Here is a 15,799-nt window from a genome sequence, read left to right as displayed (position 1 = left end):
CGGACGGCTCGGCCTCGAGTCTCGCCGCGGTCGTCCGCCCACCGTGATGAGCGGGCCGTCTTGTCGGGGCCGGTGTGCCGACGTGCTCTGGATCGCCGTTGCGCGAAGGCCGGACGTCGCCGCCTTCGCGCGCACGACTGACATCCCTCCCCGGCTCACCCATGCCGAGGGCGTGCGTGAACACGCGGCCGGCGCTCCGGTCGAAGCGCGGCGGTCGCGTACTCGTGAACGGGGCTCACGCCCACTGGGGGCGGTCCACGTGCGAGACGATCTCCTGCCCCGGGGCCTCGTCCGTCTCCTCGACGGTCGGCCCCGATCCCCGGGTCCCGGAGGCCGGAGTGCCGGCGCCTTATGTCCCCGGTCGCTGCCGCGTCACCCCCTGCTGCCGCGCCCGGTTCCGCCCCCGTACGCTTGATCGCAGCGGTGACCTGCCCCCAACTGTCCCGGACGGCGCGTGCCGCCGCCCATGGGCCGTTCGGTCCCCGACCGGGCCCGGCGGCCCCTGCCCGGGGTCCGCGGCCGGCGGGAAGCTGGGGCGAACAGCCCATGTCCTTCGTCCCGTTCGCCAGGAGGCACCTCATGTCCCGTACGGTCACCGCCGGTCTCGACGGATCGCCCGAGAGCCGTGCCGCGGCGGACTGGGCCGCCCGCGAGGCGCTGCGCCGCGGGCTGGCGCTGCGGCTCGTGCACGTCCACGAGTGGCAGCCGTACAGCTCCGTCTACGCCCCGCTGGCCGGTGCGGTCGCCGCGGTGGACCCCGACACCCAGCGGCAGTGGGCCGAGTCCGTGCCCCGCGACGCCGCCGCCGAACTGGGCGGGCGCCATCCGGACCTCGAGATCACCGCCGATCTCGTGAGCGGGCAGCCGGCGGCGGCCCTCGCGGCGGCGGCCGAGGAATCGGAACTGCTGGTCCTCGGCTCCCGCGGCCTCGGCGCGCTCGCCGGGTTCCTCGTCGGCTCCGTGGCCTCCGCGACCGTCGCCCAGGCCGTCCGGCCCGTCGTCCTGGTACGGGCCGGCGAGAAGGGCGAGGACGAGCACCGCCCGGACCTCGACGGGCTGGTCTCGCAGTACACGCCCTTCCGCGACGTGGTGCTCGGCATCGACCTGGCCCGGCCCCACGACGATCTGCTGGCCTTCGCCTTCGAGGCCGCCATGCTGCGCGGGACGGGCCTGCGCGTCGTCCACGGCTGGAACCTGCCGGCCTCCTACGGCTACAACCCCGCGGCCGTCGCCCTGGACCTGGAGCACGAGCTGACCGGCGCCCAGGCGAAGGCGCTGACGCAGGTGCTGGCGCCGTGGCGGGCCAAGTACCCCGCCGTCGAGGTCGTCGAGCACTCCCTCGCCGGCGGGGCGGCGCACCATCTGATCGAGGCGGCGGCCGACGCCTCGCTGGTCGTGGTCGGCCGCCGCGTCCGGCACGCGGCCGCCGGGCTGCACGTCGGCCCGGTGACGCACGGGGTGCTGCACCACGCCAAGGCGCCCGTGGCGGTCGTCCCGCACGACTGACCCCGGGCACCCCGGCGCGGCCCGGGTCAGCGCGCGGGGCGGCCGGCCGCGTCGATGAGCGCCGTCTCCTCGTCCGTCAGCCGCAGTGCGCCCGCCGCCAGGTTGTCGACCAGGTGCTCCGGATCGCCCGTCCCCGGGATGGCGAGTACGTGGTCGCCCTGGGCGAGCGTCCACGCGAGCCGCACCTGCGCGGGCGAGACGCCGTGGGCGGCCGCGACGGCGAGCACGGCGTCGCTCTCGGCACCGGCGGCGTCCGGTCCGCGGTCGCGGCCCCCGCCGGCGATGGAGTAGAAGGGCACGAAGGCGATGCCCTGGGCACCGCACTCCCGCAGCAGGCCGTCGCTGTCGCGGGCGTCGACGCCGTAGGGGTTCTGGACGCACACCACGGGGGCGATGGCCCGCGCCTCGGCCAGGTGCTCGGGACGGACGTTGGAGAGCCCGAGGTGGCGGACGAGCCCGGCGTCGCGCAGCTCGGCGAGGGCGCCGAAGTGCTCGGCGACGGAAGTCCTCGCCATGAAGCGGAGGTTGACCAGGTCGAGGTGGTCGCGGCCGAGCTGCCGCAGGTTCTCCTCGACCTGGCCGCGCAGCTGGTCGGGGCGGGCGGCCGTGACCCACTCCCCGGAGGCGTCCCGCGCGGGCCCCACCTTGGTGGCGATGACCAGGTCCTCGGGGTACGGCGCCAGGGCCGAGTTGATGAGCTCGTTGGCCGAACGCAGCCGTGAGAAGTAGAAGGCGGCGGTGTCGATGTGGTCGACGCCGAGTTCGACGGCGCGGCGCAGCACGCCGATCGCGCGGTCGCGGTCGCTGGGCGTACCGAGGTGGAAGGCGGCGCTGCCGGTCAGCCGCATCGCGCCGAAGCCGATCCGGTTGACCTTCATGTCGCCGAGGAGCCAGGTGCCGGCCGCGGCGGCTGCGGCCGCGGGGGCGGCCGCGGAGATCCTGTCAGTGGTCATGGGTGACTGCTTCCTTTCGCCGTCCCGGAGTATCCCCCGGCGTCCCCCGCCGCCGGAAAGCGGCGGTGCGCCCACTGCCGTGCCCACGGCAGCCCGTGAACCCGCGATGCGGGACGGTGACCGCGCTTGCTGCCCCCTTTCGGACCCGGCACCAAGCCGAGGTGCACGTTCCGGTGACGAGCGGTCACGTCGCCGCGCCCAAGGGGCCCGCCTCGTCCGCTCCGCCGGCGGGGAGAGGGTCTACGAGGTGGGCCCGGGCGACCGGGCGCTCCCCTCGTACTACCGTGCAGGCGCCCGGCCCGGCCGGGGCAGCAGCGACGCCGGGAGCAGGCCGAGGGCGGCGACCGCGGCGAGGAGGAGCAGGGTGGTACCCATCGCGGCGTCCGGCACCCCCGCCGCTCCCGTCGTCCCGGCCGCGACCGCGATGCCCAGGGTCGGCCCGACGTTCATCGCCGTCTGCTTCAGGCCCCCGACGACCCCGGCGTACCCGGGCGGGGCGTCGCCCACGACGGAGGCGGTGGCCGTCACCATGACGGTCGCGAAGCCCGCGCCGAGCACCGCGAAGGCGGCGGCCATCGGGGCCCACGCACCGCCCGGGCCGGACCGCGCCAGCAGCGCGATGCCGAGGACGACCAGGAGCGTGCCGCAGACCGCGGTACGGCGCGGCCCGTACCGGCGCAGCGCGGCGCCGGCGACGGGTGCGCCGAGCACCATGAGCGCCGTCAGCGGGAGCACCCTCAGTCCCGTGTCCAGCGGATCGAGACGCAGCGCGTCCTGCAGGTGGAACGTGGCCCGGAACAGCGTGCCGAAGAGCCCCGCGGTCGTCACCAGCAGGATGGCGACGGACGCCGTCACGGGCACCGAACGGGCCACCGCGCGGGGCACGTTGGGGTGCTCCGCGCGCCGCTCGTACGCGACGAGCAGCGCGAGGGCCCCGGCCGCGGCGAGGAGTCCGAGCAGTGTCCCGGTGCCCGTCCACCCGCGCTCCGGGATGCCCGCCAGCGCGTGGACGAGGGCCGCGAGCGCCGTCGCGAGCAGGGCCGCGCCGGCCAGGCCGACCCGCCCTCCGCCGTCCGCCGGCCGTTCCGGCGACGGCACCCGGACGGCGAGCGTGAGCAGGGCGATCGCGAGCGCGACGGGGACGTTGATCCAGAACACGGCGCGCCACCCCAGGTGCGCCACGACGAGCCCGCCGAGGACCGGGCCGGCCCCCGCGGCCACCGCGAGCACGCTCGTGCGGACGGCGATCGGCCTTCCCAGCCGGTCCTCGGGGTACGCCAGCCGCAGCAGCGCGAGCGTCGCGGGCTGCAGGAGCGCCCCGAACACGCCCTGGGCCACGCGCAGCGCGATCACCCACCCGACGCTGCCCGCGACGGCGATCCCGGCCGACGCCGCCCCGAAACCCAGCACCCCCGCGCAGAGCAGGCGCCGGTGACCGAAGCGGTCCCCGAGCCGCCCCGCGAGCACGAGCAGGGCCGCCACCGCCACCAGGTAACCGGTGCTGGTCCACTGGACCTCGGTCACGCTCGCGTCCAGGTCGCGCTGGAGGCTGGGCTGCGCCACCAGCAGGACTCCGCCGTCCAGGGCGACGATCGCGGCGCCCGCGGCGCTGGCCGCGAGCGCGATCCGCCGCCGCGCGGGGGAGATCACGCGGGCACCGGCCCGAGATGGGCGTCGATGACCGCCGTCACCAGCGGCTCGTAGCCCGGCGACTCCGCGCCGGGGCCGTCGGCGCCCAGGACGACCTGGAGACTGCCCCAGGTCCACAGCTGGACGAGACCGTGCAGATTCGACCAGAGGGCCGCCGCCGTCACCGCGGCGGGCGGCGCGGCGGCGGCCGTTGCGGCGTCCTGCTCCGCCCGGCACCGGACGACGAGGTCGACGATGGCCCGGAACAGGGGCAGCGACGTCTCCCGCAGCCGCGGGCCGCCGTCCGCCTGCGGCGCGCCGTCCAGGAGGTCGTGGCGGAACATCAGCTCGAACATGCCGCGGTGGTCCAGTGCGTACCCGACGTACGCCCGGGCGGCGGCCGCCAGTTGGGCGCGCGGCCCGGTCGCGTCCGCGGTCGCGGTCGCGAACCGCGCGTGCAGGTCCTCGAAGCCGCGCCGGGCGATCGCCGACAGCAGGGAATCGTGCGTGGGGAAGTGGCGCCGCGGCGCGCCGTGGGACACCCCCGCCCGCCGGGCGATCTCACGCAGCCCCACCGACGCGGTGCCCCCGGCCAGCACGAGGTCCACGCCGGCATCGACAAGTCGCTCCCGCAGGGAGCCGCCGTCCGTCATGGGGGAGTGTCTACCAGCTCACCGTAGACACTGTCTACGGGCGGGTCGATGTCCGCGGCCCGCGCCGACGCCCCGGCCCGTTCCGCGGCCTTGTCGGTGGCGGCGGGCAGACTGTGCCGCATGACCTCGGCGACCGCAGATGACTACGCCTGGATACCTTCCTCTCCGTTGTTCGGCTACGCGCTGGAGTGCGGGTACACCCTGACCCTGGCGCGGGGTGTCACCCCGGGGGAGGTGCTGCGCGTGATGGAGGCGGAGCCCCAGGGCGCGTGCACGGGAGCCGACGCGCTGATCGAGCGGCAGGACGAGCTGCGCGACCCGGGGGACTACTGGGACGACTCCTTCGTCGCCGGCGCGTTCACCGTCCCGGGTGAAGGCGGTGACTGGACGCTCGTCCTGCACGTCGGAGAGGGGGGCACGGGGATGCGGCAGCGCTTCCTGGAGACCCTGTCGGCGGGCGGGCGCGCCGTGGTGCACTCCAGCAACGGAGGCAAGCCCATGCACTTCTTCCACTGGTACGAGGACGGGGAACTGCGCACCACGTTCGAGTGGCCCACTCGCAGGGAAGGCAGCACCCCCGATGCCCTCAACTCGATGATCCGCGGGGTCGGTTGGCCACTGTCGGGCGACGAGGAAGAGGCAGCAGAGCTCGTCGACACCAAGGCGGCGGCCTTCGCCCTCGCCGAGCGGCTGACCGGGGTCCGGGTGACGGAGGAACTGCTCCGTGGCGCCGAATACCAGCTCGGCCATGTACCCGAGGAGCCCGCCGAGGAGTGGACCGGCATCAGCATCGACATCACCGACGCCCAGGGCGAACGCTTCACCAGGGAAGTCACCCGTGACCAGGTCGAGGGCGCCATGGCGCGCGCCCGCGCCGAAGCCGCGGAACCGACGGTCGTCCGCGGGCCCTCGTCACCCGCTCCCTGCCCGCAGAGCGCAGTGCCTGGGCCGGCGGACCTCACTGGATGACGAGCCGTCGCTCCGACGGGACTGCCGCGTGGCCGCTCACGGGCCGCCCCCCGTCCCTTCCGGCGGGGCGGAGAACTCGGCGCGCACCGCGTCCGTGTGCTCGCCCAGCGCCGGCACCGCCCCCATCAACGCCTCGCGCCCGCGTACCGTCACCGGCGGCAGCAGCCCGCGCAGCGGGCCGGACGGCGTGCCGAACTCCCGCCAGCGGTCGCGGGCTTCCAGCTGCGGATGGGCCGCGAACTCCGCGACCGACCGCAGCCTGGCAGTGGCGATCCCGGCGCCGTCGAGGCGCTCCAGGGCCTCGTCCGCCGCGAGGGCGGCGAAGTGCTCCTCGATGATCGCGGTGAGCTCGTCGTCATGGGCGTGGCGCAGCGGATTGTCCGCGAACCTCGGGTCGCGGACCAGTTCGGGCCGCTCCAGCACCTTCTCGCACAGGGCGACCCAGTCCCGGTCGCTCTGCACGCTGATGAAGACCTCGCCGCCGTCGCCCGCCCGGTAGTGGCCGTACGGCGAGATCGACGGGTGCCGGGCGCCGCTGCGGGTCAGCGGCGCGTTCCCGTACAGGCCGTGGAAGAGCGGCTGCCCCAGCCACTCGCCGAGCGCGTCGAGCATCGCCACGTCGAAGGCGCTGCCCTCACCCGTGCGCTCACGCTCGTACAGAGCGGTGAGGACGCCGGTGTACGCGTACATCCCGGCCGCGATGTCGGCGATGGAGATCCCGGCCCGCGCGGGGCTCTCCGGCGTGCCCGTGAGCGACACCAGCCCCGACTCGCACTGCACCAGCAGGTCGAACGCCTTCTTCGCCGCGTAGGGCCCGTCGTCGCCGTAACCCGACACACCGCACCAGATCAGCCGCGGATGCCGCGCGCGCAGCGCCCGCGCCCCCAGGCCCAGCCGCTCGGCGGCACCAGGGGCGAGGTTCTGCACGAAGACGTCGGCCCCGGCCAGGATCCGGTCGAGCAGGGCCCGGTCGGCCTCCTGCTTGAGGTCCAGGACCACGCTCTCCTTGCCGCGGTTGCACCAGACGAAGTACGCGGACTCACCCTTGGCGGCCCTGTCGTACTCCCGCGCGAAGTCGCCGCCCGGCCGCTCGACCTTGATGACGCGGGCCCCGAGGTCCGCGAGCTGGCGGGTCGCGAACGGCGCGGCGACGGCCTGCTCCACCGAGACGACGGTGACGCCCTCCAGCGGCTGCCGTTCTGCCGGCCCCTCCGACTGCCGCTGTGACTGCTGCTGTGATGGCTGCAAGGTCGTGCTCCTGGTCTGCGTGCGGACGGGAACGTTCACCTGATTTCTCCCAGGATGCCGCGGCCTTGAGGCCGGGAAGGAATGGGTCCTCGAGCGGAGCCTCGAAGCGGCGGAGCTCTGTGTATCCGTTCCTACCGGCACTGCTTCCTTCATTGTCGGTGGGGGCTGTTAGCTTCCGGGGCGTGACGTCGACAGTGACGGCCGGGGAGGGTTCTGTGCATGCCCGGTTCATCTATCGGCTGCGGGTGTCGTCGTCGGCGGGTGCCGGTTTGGAGGCGGAGTGGGCGCGGTGCCGGTGGGTGTGGAACGAGTGTGTGGCGGTGCCCCGCAGGGTCCATGGCTTGAACAGGATCGGCGGGCAGAAGATCACGTGTGGCCCTGCGCAGTTGCACAGGATGCTGACTGAGGCGCGGCGGTCGATGGCGTGGCTGCGGCAGGGCAGTTCGGTGCCGCAGCAGCAGGTCATCCGGGACTTCGCGAAATCCCGGACCAAGGGGACAAGAACTCCGCCCGTGTGATGCTGGTCCGGGCTGGTCTCAACCCGGCTGGTGCCGATCGTGTAAGCGCTGGTGGACCGCTGGTCCCCAGCCCACGTGAGCCAGGAATCCCCGTCCTTTAGGACGGGGAGGACGTCAAAGGTCCACGGTCGTGCCCAGTCCCTCCGCGCGGGCCACGGCGTGGACGACGTGGGCGGCGGCCACGTCCAGCGCCGCGTGCCCCGTGGACTTGAAGAGGGTCAGCCCGTCACCCCCGCCGCGGCCGGGGTGGTCGCCCGCGAGCACCGAGCCGAGCAGGACGACCTCGCGGCCGGCGGAGAGGCCCTGCAGTTCATGGGCGCCGGCCGGGGGAGGGGAGCCGGCGGCGCCGGGCCACTCGGCGAACAGGACGGCGTCCCTGACGGTGTCCCCGTCGATCTCGGGCCCGTGGGAACCGCCGACCGAGCTGACGTGCGTGCCCGGCGCGAGCCATGAGCGGTGTACGACCGGACTCGTCGCCCCGGTGCAGCAGAAGACGACGTCGGCCCCGCGCACCGCCTCCTCGAGGTCCGCCGCCACCCGCGCCCCGGGGTGGCGTGCCGCGGCCTCGCGGGCGCCCCCGGGATCCCGGCCGGCGACCACGACCTCCGCGCCCGGATGGAGTTCCGCCAGCAGGCCGATCTGGGCGCGAGCCTGGGCCCCGGTGCCGACCACCGTGTGGCGCAGCGCCCCCGGACGGGCCAGCACCCGCGCCCCGAGCGTGGCCGCGGCGGCGGTGCGCACCGCCGTCAGCGACTCGGCGTCCATCAGGGCCAGCGGGCGTCCGTCGTGCTCGTCGAACAACGCGACCACGCCCCGGTGCGCACCGCGCCCGGGGCGTGCCGGATCGCCGAACACCGACACCAGCTTCGCCGCCAGGCCCAGCCCCGGCACATGGCCCGGCATCGCGCCCAGCAGCCCGGAAGGGGTGCGGGCCGCGATCCGCGGCGGCGCCGACACCTTGCCGCGGCTGAGGGCGACGAGGGCCGTGGCCACGGCGTCCACGACGCGGCGCGTGTCGAGCGCGGCCCGGGTCTGCGCCCGGTCCAGGACGAGGACACCGTTCATGCCGTACCTCTCTGAGGATCGGTCAGGATGCGCCGGAGCTCCTCGCCGGCGTCGCGCAGCGCCTGCTCCAGGGCGGGCAGCCGGGCCTCGTCGAACTCCGCGTCCGGCCCGACGACGGTCAGCGCGCAGACGGGCGCGCCCGGGCCCGGTGTCACGGCGCAGCTGATCGAGGCGACCAGCTTCTCGTTGCGTCCGCGCTCCACGGCGATGCCCGTCCGCTCGGTGCGCGCGATGTCCGCCAGCAGCCCTCCGTCCCCGTCGAGCGGGTACCCGTCGTCCTCCGCGGGACGCAGGTACGGGGCGCGGGCCGCCGGGTCGAGCGCCGCGACCAGTGCCAGCGGCCCCGCGAAACGGTGCACCGGCAGCGCCTCGCCCAGCAAGTGGCTGATCATGGCGAGCCGTTCCGGCCGGACGACGTCGACCACCCGCGCACGGTCGGTCTCCGGCACCTGGAGGTTGACCATCATCCCCGTACGGCCGGACAGGTCCCGCAGCACCGGGCGGGCCAGGGCGGTCAGCGAGTTCCCCGCGGCGGCCGCCGACATGCGCAGCACGGCGGTGCCGGGCAGGTAGCGGTCCCCGGCCCGCAGCACCCAGCCCCTGCGCACCAGGTCCAGCAGGATCCGGTAAGCCGTCGCCCGGTGCAGGCCGACCTCGCCGGCCAGGTCCGTCAGCCGGACGGGACGCGGCGCGCGGGTCACGGCCTCGACCAGGTCGAGCGCCTTGTCCACCGCGGTACGCGGGGCCTCGGGCATCGCGGCCACTCCTTCTCGTTCCGCGGCGGCTGCAGTACAGTACCGAGCGTTTCGTTCAACGATACAGATGTTACATACTGTGCAACAACCGAGGTGAGCATGGCCGACCGGTCCCAGGGCGCCCCCACCCCCTATGCGGCGCCCGCCGCGGGCACGACCGCGGTCTACCGCGGCGCGACCCTCTTCGCCGGCACCGGCCGCCCGCCCCGGTCCTCGACCACGATCGTCACCGACGGACAGACGATCACGGCGGTCGCGCCCGACGCCGACCTCGCCCCCCGGCTCCCCGCCGACGCCGAGGTGTTCGACCTCGACGGACGCTTCGTCATCCCCGGGCTGATCGACACCCACCAGCACCTCGCCACCCCGCCCGACCGCCCCGCGGCCGAGGCGGCACTGCGCCGCCACGTCTACGGCGGCGTCACCGCCGTCCGGGACATGGCCGACGACCTGCGGCAGATCGGCGACCTCGCCCGCGCCACCCTCGTCGGCGAGATCCCCGGCCCCGACATCCGCTACGCCGCGCTGATGGCCGGCCCCGGCTTCTTCGACGACCCCCGCACCCACCAGGTCTCGCAGGGCGCCGTGCCCGGCGAAGTGCCCTGGATGCAGGCCGTCACCACCGCCACCGACCTGCCGTTGGCCGTCGCCATGGCCCGCGGTACCCACGCCGCGGCCATCAAGGTCTACGCCGACCTCGACGCGGACCTGGTCGCCGCCGTCACCGCCGAGGCCCACCGCCAGGGCATCCCCGTCTGGGCCCACGCCACCGTCTTCCCCGCGACACCCGGCCAGGTCGTCGCCGCGGGCGTCGACACCGTCTCCCACGTCACCCTGCTCGCCTTCGAGGGCACACCCGACGGGCTCACCAGCTACAAGACCAAGCCCACCGTCGACCACGCCCGGTTCGCCGCCGGGGACGACCCGCACCTGGACCGCCTCTTCGCCGCCATGCGCGCGCGGGGCACCGTCCTGGACGCCACCGCCGCCATGTGGGAGAGCGACGAACTGGCGGGCGAGGGCCCCGAGGACGCCGCCCGGGCCCGCGCCAACACCGAACTCGCCGCCGCCGTCACCGCCCAGGCCCACCGGGCGGGCGTCGCCCTGTCCACCGGCACCGACCACGAGACCGCCCCCGGGGCGCCCTTCCCCGCCCTCCACGACGAACTGGCCTTCCTCGTCGGACGCTGCGGCATCCCCGCCGTGGACGTCCTGCGCTCCGCCACGCTCATCGGCGCCCGCGCCGCCGGAACCGAGGCCACCATGGGCAGCGTCGAGTCGGGCAAGCTGGCCAACTTCGCCGTCCTGGACGAGGATCCGCTGCGCGACATCGCCAACCTGCGCAGCATCACGCTGACCGTCAAGCGCGGACACCGCTTCGACCGCGCCGAGTTCGAGGAGCGCCGGTGAACCCCTTGCCCGTGATCGTCAACGCGCTGGGTCAGCTGGGAAACCCCGTCGTCGACCTGCGCGGCGTCGACCAGTTCCGGGAACTCCTCCGCCTGCTGGAACGCCGCGGCTGCCGCACCGAGCGCATCGAGAAGATCCTCGGCGGCGACTTCCCGGCCTAGGCCTCCCGCGTCTGGGCGTAGCCTCCTCCGGGAGCGGTGCCGGAGCGGGCGCCCCGGCACGCCCACCTCATCCCCGGGAGAGCGCACGATGACCTCACAGCAGCCCCTCGCCTACGAGGCCTTCGTCGAGACCGCCGCGGCCGATCCCGCCGTCGTCGGCCTCGTCCTCAAGGGTTCGCGAGCCCACGAGGGCATGACCACCGACCATTCCGACCACGACCTGTACGTCGTGGTCGCGGACGGGGCGACGACGGATCTCACACGCTTCGCCGGGCACCGCACCGCCGAACTCGACCTGGTCATCGTCTCCCTGGAGGAGTTCCGCGCCGCCGGGATGCCGGGGTTCGAGCGTTACGCCCTCGCCCGCGCCCGGGTCGTGCTGGACCGGCTCGGGGGAGGGATCGCCCGGTTCCTGGCGGCCAAGGCACGCCTCGACGCCGATGAGGCGTCCCGGGACGCCGGTCTGTGGCTCGACGCCTACGCCAACTCCCTCTACCGCTCGGTCAAGAACGACCGCGACGGACACGCGCTCGCGGCACGGCTCGACGCCGCCGACAGTGTCGGGTTCCTGTTGGAACTGCTCTTCGCCCTCGACCGGCGCCCCCGCCCGTACAACAAGTACCTGGAGTGGGAACTCGCCCGGTACCCGCTGCCGGGCTGGGACACCCGCACGCTGCTCGACGCCGCGGACGCCGTCTCGGCGACGGGGGAGGTGTCCGTGCAGCGGGAGCTCTTCGCCCGCGTCGAGGCGGCGGCCCGCCGCGCCGGGCACGGCGCCGTGCTGGACGCGTGGGGCGAGGACCTGGCACTGATGCGTCCGCCGCCGGCGTGACGGCGCACTCGCCCATGGCCGGGTGGGGTGGCCCGGCCGGGCGTGACCGGACCGGGTTGACATTCGCGTCGGGGCGCGGCTGACCGGAGCGCCCGGACGGCCGCCGTGCGTCAACCGCCGCACGTGGCGGCACGGGGCTCGCGCACCATGAACAGGTCGACCGAATCCTCGGTGTCGACGGTGAACCCGTGCCGCTCGTACAGCCGCCGGGCCGCACTGCCGCGCAGCACGTTGAGCCTGACCGGGACGCCGTCCCGGTCGGACCGCTCCAGCAGCTCCCGCAGTACGGCCGTTCCGATGCCGCCGCCCTGCAGACGCGGGTCCAGGTAGAAGTGCTCCAGCCAGCGGGCGTCCACGGCGGGCCGCAGAGCGACACAGCCGGCGAAGGCGCCGTCCACGTCGACGACCCAGGTGTGCTCCGGCGCGAAGGCGTCCCGCAGTCGCTGCCGTACGCGGTGCGGGTCGTACCGCCCGAGCCGTTCCAGGTCGGCCCGCAGCACGACGGCCCGCAACTCCGCCACCGCCTCGACGTCCGTGGCCGCAGCCGGCCGCAGGTCCCAGTCCGTCATGATCGCAAGGCTACTGCGCCGTGCGGAGCGCTCCACCGCCGCGTAGCCGCCGGGACGGGACCCGTGCGGCGCCGGTTCGGGTGCCCTTCGCCGTCCGCGACGAGGCGCCGGGGCGCCCGGGACGGGCGGTGCCGCCGTGCCGCTGACGTCCCCTCAGGGGACGATCGCGTCCACGCAGCCGCCGTCGACGCGCAGGGCGCCGCCCGTGGTGGCCGAGGCGAGGTCGGAGCTGAGGTACACCACCATGTTGGCGATCTCCGCCGGCTCGATGAGGCGTTGCAGCAGGGACTGCGGGCGGTGCTCGCGCATGAAGACACGCTGCGCCTCGTCCCAGGGCAGCTCGCTGCCGACCAGCCCCCGGACGAACTCCTCCACCCCCGCGGTGCGGGTCGGGCCCGCCAGGACCGAGTTCACCGTGACGCCCGATCCCGCGGCCTTCTTGGCGAAGCCGCGGCCGAGGGCGAGCATGGCCGTCTTGGTCATGCCGTACTGGATCATCTCGACGGGGATCGCCACGCCGGACTCGCTGGAGATGTACTGGATGCGGCCCCAGTGCTGCTCCAGCATGCGCGGCATGTACATCCGCGTGAGGCGCACCGCGGACAGGACGTTGACCTCGAAGTACCGGCGCCATTCGGCGTCGTCGATGTCGAGTGCGTCCTTGGCGCCGAAGACGCCGAGGTTGTTGACGAGGATGTCGACGTCCGGCACCGTCTCGCGGGCCCGTTCGGCGCCCTCGTCGGTGGCCACGTCGGCTCCGACGGCGACGAACTCGCCGTCCGGCAGCTCGTCCCGCAGCTCCTTCAGGGCCTGGTCCACCCGCTCCGGGTCGCGGCCGTTCACGCCCACGCGCGCTCCCGCACGCGCGAGCCCGGCCGCGACGGCCGCTCCGATGCCCTGCGTCGATGCCGTCACCAAGGCGGTCCGTCCGGTGAGGTCGATGCGCATGTCCGCTCCCTGGGGCGAGCCGGTCGGCGATCACGGCGGCACGAGTGTGCTCCTCCCAGTCTCCGCCCGGCCGCATCCCGCCGCGCGGCGAGCGACCGCAGTTGGTCACCGGGCCCTGACGGCACGCATCCGGCACCGTCAACGCGGCCAGGGGGCCCGTCGGTCCGGCGCGCCGGACGGCGGGCCCCGCCATCCCGGCAGCGGTCCGAGGAACACCGCGAACGCCGCCCGGGTGAGGGGGCCCGCGCCGGCGTCCACCAGGGTGGTCCGGCGGGCGCGCCCGAGCGCCGTGTCCGGGGACGACAGCGCGTCGGCGAGCGAGGTGAACACCCCGCAGACGGCTCCCATGTCCGGCCCCCCATGATCTTCATGCCGGGAGGGCGGCGAACTCGCGGTCCGTGTACCGCCGTTCGGTGGTCACCGTCCCGGGGATCAGCCGTCCGCGGCCTTCCGCAGGCTCGCGAGGACGGCACGGGCCCCGGTGCCGTCCGGCTGCTGCCAGGGGGCTTCGACGTGGCCCAGCACATCGCCCGCCCCGTCGTCGGCCGCACCGGGCCGCAGGGCGCGCGTCACGCGGAGGACCAGGCGGCCGGCCGGTCCGGCGTCGACGGTGACGTCGGTCGTGGCCTGCGGGCCGTCGGTGACGGATCCGGCGCCGGACACGGCGCCCGCCGGCCCGGCGTAGTGGCGGGCGACGGTCGGGTCGGGCGTGTCGCTGACGCTCTGGGCCTGCGCCTCGGCCTCACCGCGCACCAGGGCGATCAACTGGGCCACCACGACCGGGTCGTGGGCGCCGTCGTAGATCCAGCGCCTGCCGAGCACCCCGTGCTCCGTGGTGCCGATGAGGGCGGCCTCGGCGCCGGCCCGCGGCGCGCCGCGGTAGGCCATCGGCACATGGTAGGCGGCGCCGTCCTGGTCGGTGACGACCATGAACTCCACCCCGACCTCGCCCAGGGGGTCGTCCAGGCGGAAGCCGCCGGCCTTGGCGAGCTCCGGCCGCCGCCCCGAGCCGGCGTACCAGGGCTGCCGGGGGAGCCAGTCGGTGAGCAGTTCCAGCTTGGTCGGTGTCAGTGTCGTGCGGTGGATGAGCGACATACCGGTGGAGCCTCCCCTGAGTCCGTGCGTGCGGGGGACATCGTCCCATCCTTCTCCGACACGACGCGGTCGCCCGGCCGGGTGACGATCGGCGCCTGTTCGGCCATACACCGGTAAGGTGACGGTATGGCGAAACAGAAGGTCACCATCACGCTCGACGAGGACACGGTCGCCGCCGTCGACAAGCTGGCCGGCGGCCCCGGCGGCAACCGGTCCGCGTTCATCGAGGCGGCCGTCACCGAACGGCTCCAGCGCACCGAACGCGCCCTGCGCGCCGTCGACTGGCTCGCCGCCCGGGCCCGCCAGGACCACCCCGGCGAGTGGGAGGCCGCCCTCGAGGCCGTCGCCTCCGCCGACGCCAGGCGCGGCTTCGAGACCGCTCCTTCCGCCGACCCGGGTCAGGCGGCGTGAGCGGCGGGTACATCCTCGACCACACCGCCGTCCGCGCCCTGGCTCTGGGGCGGCCCTACATGGTCGCCCGGGTCATCCGCTCGGCGCAGACGGCGGTCCCGCTGTACGTCCCGGCGGTCCCCTTCGCGCAGGGACTGGCCGAGTCGGTCCTCGGCGAGGTGTACGAACGCCTCCAGGACGCCCTGGCGGCGCCGTGCTTCGTCTTCCGGGCGCTCGGCGAGGCCACCTGCTGGTCCGTCGCGCAGATCGCCCACGAGCGGGCGACGGACATCGCCACCGCCCACGCCGCCCACCTGGCGCTCTCCACCGGCCTGCCGGTCCTCACCCAGCAACCCGACGCGTACAAGCGAGTGGACGCCCGGATCGACACCGAGCAGATCGACTGATCCCCGCGGCGGGCCTGCGGAGCGCCCTGCCCGTGAGCCGGGCGTTGCGTCCGCAGCTTCCGCGGAACCGGGGCGGAAGGCCTGAACGGCGGGGGAAGGCCCGTCGGACGGGCTTTCGGCCTTCCCGCGGGAATCTCCACGTCTCGGCCGCCGCCACGTGGGTAAGTGTGGGGGTGAAAGGTCCGAAATGAGTGGGGATGGTTTAGATGGCCTCTACGCGACCGAGTATCGAGCAGCACCCCGACCTGCTGGCGCTGCGCGCGGAGTACGAACGGACGACCGCCACCAACCGGGGTCAGGCGATCGAGGCGATGGGCCTGGTGACAGGCACCTACCTGGCGGCGTCCCCCTGGATCGTGGGCTTCAACGGCCTGTCGACGATAGCCGTCGGCAACCTGATCGCCGGCATCGCGTACGCCATGCTCATGGGCGGCGTGGGCAGGGCTTTCGAGCGCACCCACTCCATGGCGTGGGCCGCGGCCGTCATCGGGCTGTGGACGATCATCTCGCCCTGGTGCATCGCGGGGGACGTCAGCACGACGCGCACGATCGTCAACAACGTGGTCGTCGGCGTCATCGCGCTGCTGCTCGCGCTGGCGGCGGCCTCGATGCGGCCGGGCACCGGCCGGGGGAAGTCCTCGGACATGAGGGGCCCCACGGGAGGCTCACGCATCTGACCGGCTCCCGCCGG

The 15,799-nt window shown here is 74.6% G+C and carries 18 protein-coding genes and 1 pseudogene; 9 read left to right on the top strand and 10 right to left on the bottom strand.

Annotated features, from left to right (window positions below):
* Positions 1–579 precede the first annotated feature (579 nt).
* Positions 580–1,506 (top strand): universal stress protein, encoded by a 927-nt coding sequence (locus PV342_RS05155; protein WP_400801169.1) that lies wholly within the window; start codon positions 580–582, stop codon positions 1,504–1,506.
* Positions 1,507–1,532: 26 nt separating this feature from the next.
* Here the strand turns inward: PV342_RS05155 and PV342_RS05150 are convergent, their stop codons facing one another.
* The 3 genes from PV342_RS05150 to PV342_RS05140 all read right to left on the bottom strand — a co-directional run bounded on the left by PV342_RS05150 (position 1,533) and on the right by PV342_RS05140 (position 4,741).
* Positions 1,533–2,459: an oxidoreductase gene (locus PV342_RS05150; RefSeq protein WP_400801164.1), complete on the bottom strand. Its 927-nt coding sequence runs from the start codon at positions 2,457–2,459 to the stop codon at positions 1,533–1,535.
* A gap of 279 nt (positions 2,460–2,738) precedes the next feature.
* On the bottom strand, positions 2,739–4,109 hold the full coding sequence (locus tag PV342_RS05145) for an MFS transporter (RefSeq protein WP_400801162.1): 1,371 nt from the start codon (positions 4,107–4,109) through the stop codon (positions 2,739–2,741).
* The gene (locus PV342_RS05140; protein WP_400801160.1) at positions 4,106–4,741 is read right to left on the bottom strand and encodes a TetR/AcrR family transcriptional regulator; all 636 of its coding nucleotides are present in this window, start codon (positions 4,739–4,741) and stop codon (positions 4,106–4,108) included. Before PV342_RS05140 ends, PV342_RS05145 begins: the two co-directional genes overlap by 4 nt.
* 120 nt (positions 4,742–4,861) lie before the next feature.
* Here PV342_RS05140 and PV342_RS05135 point away from each other — a divergent pair, with 120 nt between their 5' ends.
* Entirely contained in the window at positions 4,862–5,710 is an 849-nt protein-coding gene (locus PV342_RS05135; RefSeq protein WP_400801158.1) for a DUF6461 domain-containing protein, read from the top strand.
* Between the two features lie 36 nt (positions 5,711–5,746).
* Here PV342_RS05135 and PV342_RS05130 read toward each other — a convergent pair whose 3' ends face one another.
* Positions 5,747–6,958: a CaiB/BaiF CoA transferase family protein gene (locus PV342_RS05130; RefSeq protein ID WP_400801392.1), complete on the bottom strand. Its 1,212-nt coding sequence runs from the start codon at positions 6,956–6,958 to the stop codon at positions 5,747–5,749.
* A 182-nt stretch (positions 6,959–7,140) separates the two neighbouring features.
* Between PV342_RS05130 and PV342_RS05125 the strand changes: the two are divergent.
* Positions 7,141–7,461 (top strand): annotated as a pseudogene (locus PV342_RS05125) (RNA-guided endonuclease TnpB family protein); the annotation flags it as partial.
* 129 nt (positions 7,462–7,590) lie between these two features.
* Here PV342_RS05125 and PV342_RS05120 read toward each other — a convergent pair.
* Both PV342_RS05120 and PV342_RS05115 read right to left on the bottom strand, forming a co-directional pair.
* Entirely contained in the window at positions 7,591–8,541 is a 951-nt protein-coding gene (locus PV342_RS05120; protein ID WP_400801156.1) for an ornithine cyclodeaminase family protein, read from the bottom strand.
* Complete coding sequence (locus PV342_RS05115; protein WP_400801152.1) at positions 8,538–9,296, bottom strand: IclR family transcriptional regulator; 759 nt, start codon at positions 9,294–9,296, stop codon at positions 8,538–8,540. The genes PV342_RS05120 and PV342_RS05115 overlap by 4 nt, the downstream gene beginning before the upstream one ends.
* 99 nt (positions 9,297–9,395) lie before the next feature.
* Between PV342_RS05115 and PV342_RS05110 the strand changes: the two genes are divergently transcribed.
* The 3 genes from PV342_RS05110 (at position 9,396) to PV342_RS05100 (ending at position 11,699) form a co-directional block, all read left to right on the top strand.
* Positions 9,396–10,706, top strand: a complete 1,311-nt coding sequence (locus tag PV342_RS05110) for an amidohydrolase family protein (RefSeq protein ID WP_400801149.1) — start codon at positions 9,396–9,398, stop codon at positions 10,704–10,706.
* Positions 10,703–10,867 (top strand): hypothetical protein, encoded by a 165-nt coding sequence (locus PV342_RS05105; RefSeq protein WP_400801147.1) that lies wholly within the window; start codon positions 10,703–10,705, stop codon positions 10,865–10,867. Before PV342_RS05110 ends, PV342_RS05105 begins: the two co-directional genes overlap by 4 nt.
* Positions 10,868–10,955: 88 nt before the next feature.
* Positions 10,956–11,699 (top strand): hypothetical protein, encoded by a 744-nt coding sequence (locus tag PV342_RS05100; RefSeq protein WP_400801145.1) that lies wholly within the window; start codon positions 10,956–10,958, stop codon positions 11,697–11,699.
* Positions 11,700–11,809: 110 nt separating this feature from the next.
* Here PV342_RS05100 and PV342_RS05095 read toward each other — a convergent pair whose 3' ends face one another.
* From PV342_RS05095 to PV342_RS05080, 4 genes are all read right to left on the bottom strand, one after another.
* On the bottom strand, positions 11,810–12,268 hold the full coding sequence (locus tag PV342_RS05095; RefSeq protein ID WP_400801143.1) for a GNAT family N-acetyltransferase: 459 nt from the start codon (positions 12,266–12,268) through the stop codon (positions 11,810–11,812).
* Between the two features lie 153 nt (positions 12,269–12,421).
* Positions 12,422–13,216 carry an SDR family NAD(P)-dependent oxidoreductase gene (locus tag PV342_RS05090; protein ID WP_400801141.1) on the bottom strand — a complete coding sequence of 265 codons (795 nt, stop codon included), beginning with the start codon at positions 13,214–13,216 and terminating at the stop codon, positions 12,422–12,424.
* A gap of 138 nt (positions 13,217–13,354) precedes the next feature.
* Positions 13,355–13,564 (bottom strand): hypothetical protein, encoded by a 210-nt coding sequence (locus PV342_RS05085; protein ID WP_400801139.1) that lies wholly within the window; start codon positions 13,562–13,564, stop codon positions 13,355–13,357.
* A gap of 84 nt (positions 13,565–13,648) precedes the next feature.
* Complete coding sequence (locus PV342_RS05080; protein WP_400801137.1) at positions 13,649–14,311, bottom strand: maltokinase N-terminal cap-like domain-containing protein; 663 nt, start codon at positions 14,309–14,311, stop codon at positions 13,649–13,651.
* 126 nt (positions 14,312–14,437) lie between these two features.
* On the opposite strand from PV342_RS05080, the gene PV342_RS05075 reads away from it, so the two are divergent.
* The 3 genes from PV342_RS05075 (at position 14,438) to PV342_RS05065 (ending at position 15,785) form a co-directional block, all read left to right on the top strand.
* Positions 14,438–14,722, top strand: a complete 285-nt coding sequence (locus PV342_RS05075) for a ribbon-helix-helix domain-containing protein (protein WP_089225586.1) — start codon at positions 14,438–14,440, stop codon at positions 14,720–14,722.
* Positions 14,719–15,108 (top strand): hypothetical protein, encoded by a 390-nt coding sequence (locus PV342_RS05070; RefSeq protein WP_400801135.1) that lies wholly within the window; start codon positions 14,719–14,721, stop codon positions 15,106–15,108. The genes PV342_RS05075 and PV342_RS05070 overlap by 4 nt, the downstream gene beginning before the upstream one ends.
* Before the next feature lie 206 nt (positions 15,109–15,314).
* Entirely contained in the window at positions 15,315–15,785 is a 471-nt protein-coding gene (locus tag PV342_RS05065; protein ID WP_400801133.1) for an SPW repeat protein, read from the top strand.
* The last annotated feature ends 14 nt before the right edge of the window (positions 15,786–15,799 follow it).

This window comes from Streptomyces sp. PA03-3a (assembly GCF_033792735.1).
In the GTDB taxonomy this organism is placed as follows: domain Bacteria; phylum Actinomycetota; class Actinomycetes; order Streptomycetales; family Streptomycetaceae; genus Actinacidiphila.
This window is presented reverse-complemented; position numbering and strand designations above follow the sequence as displayed.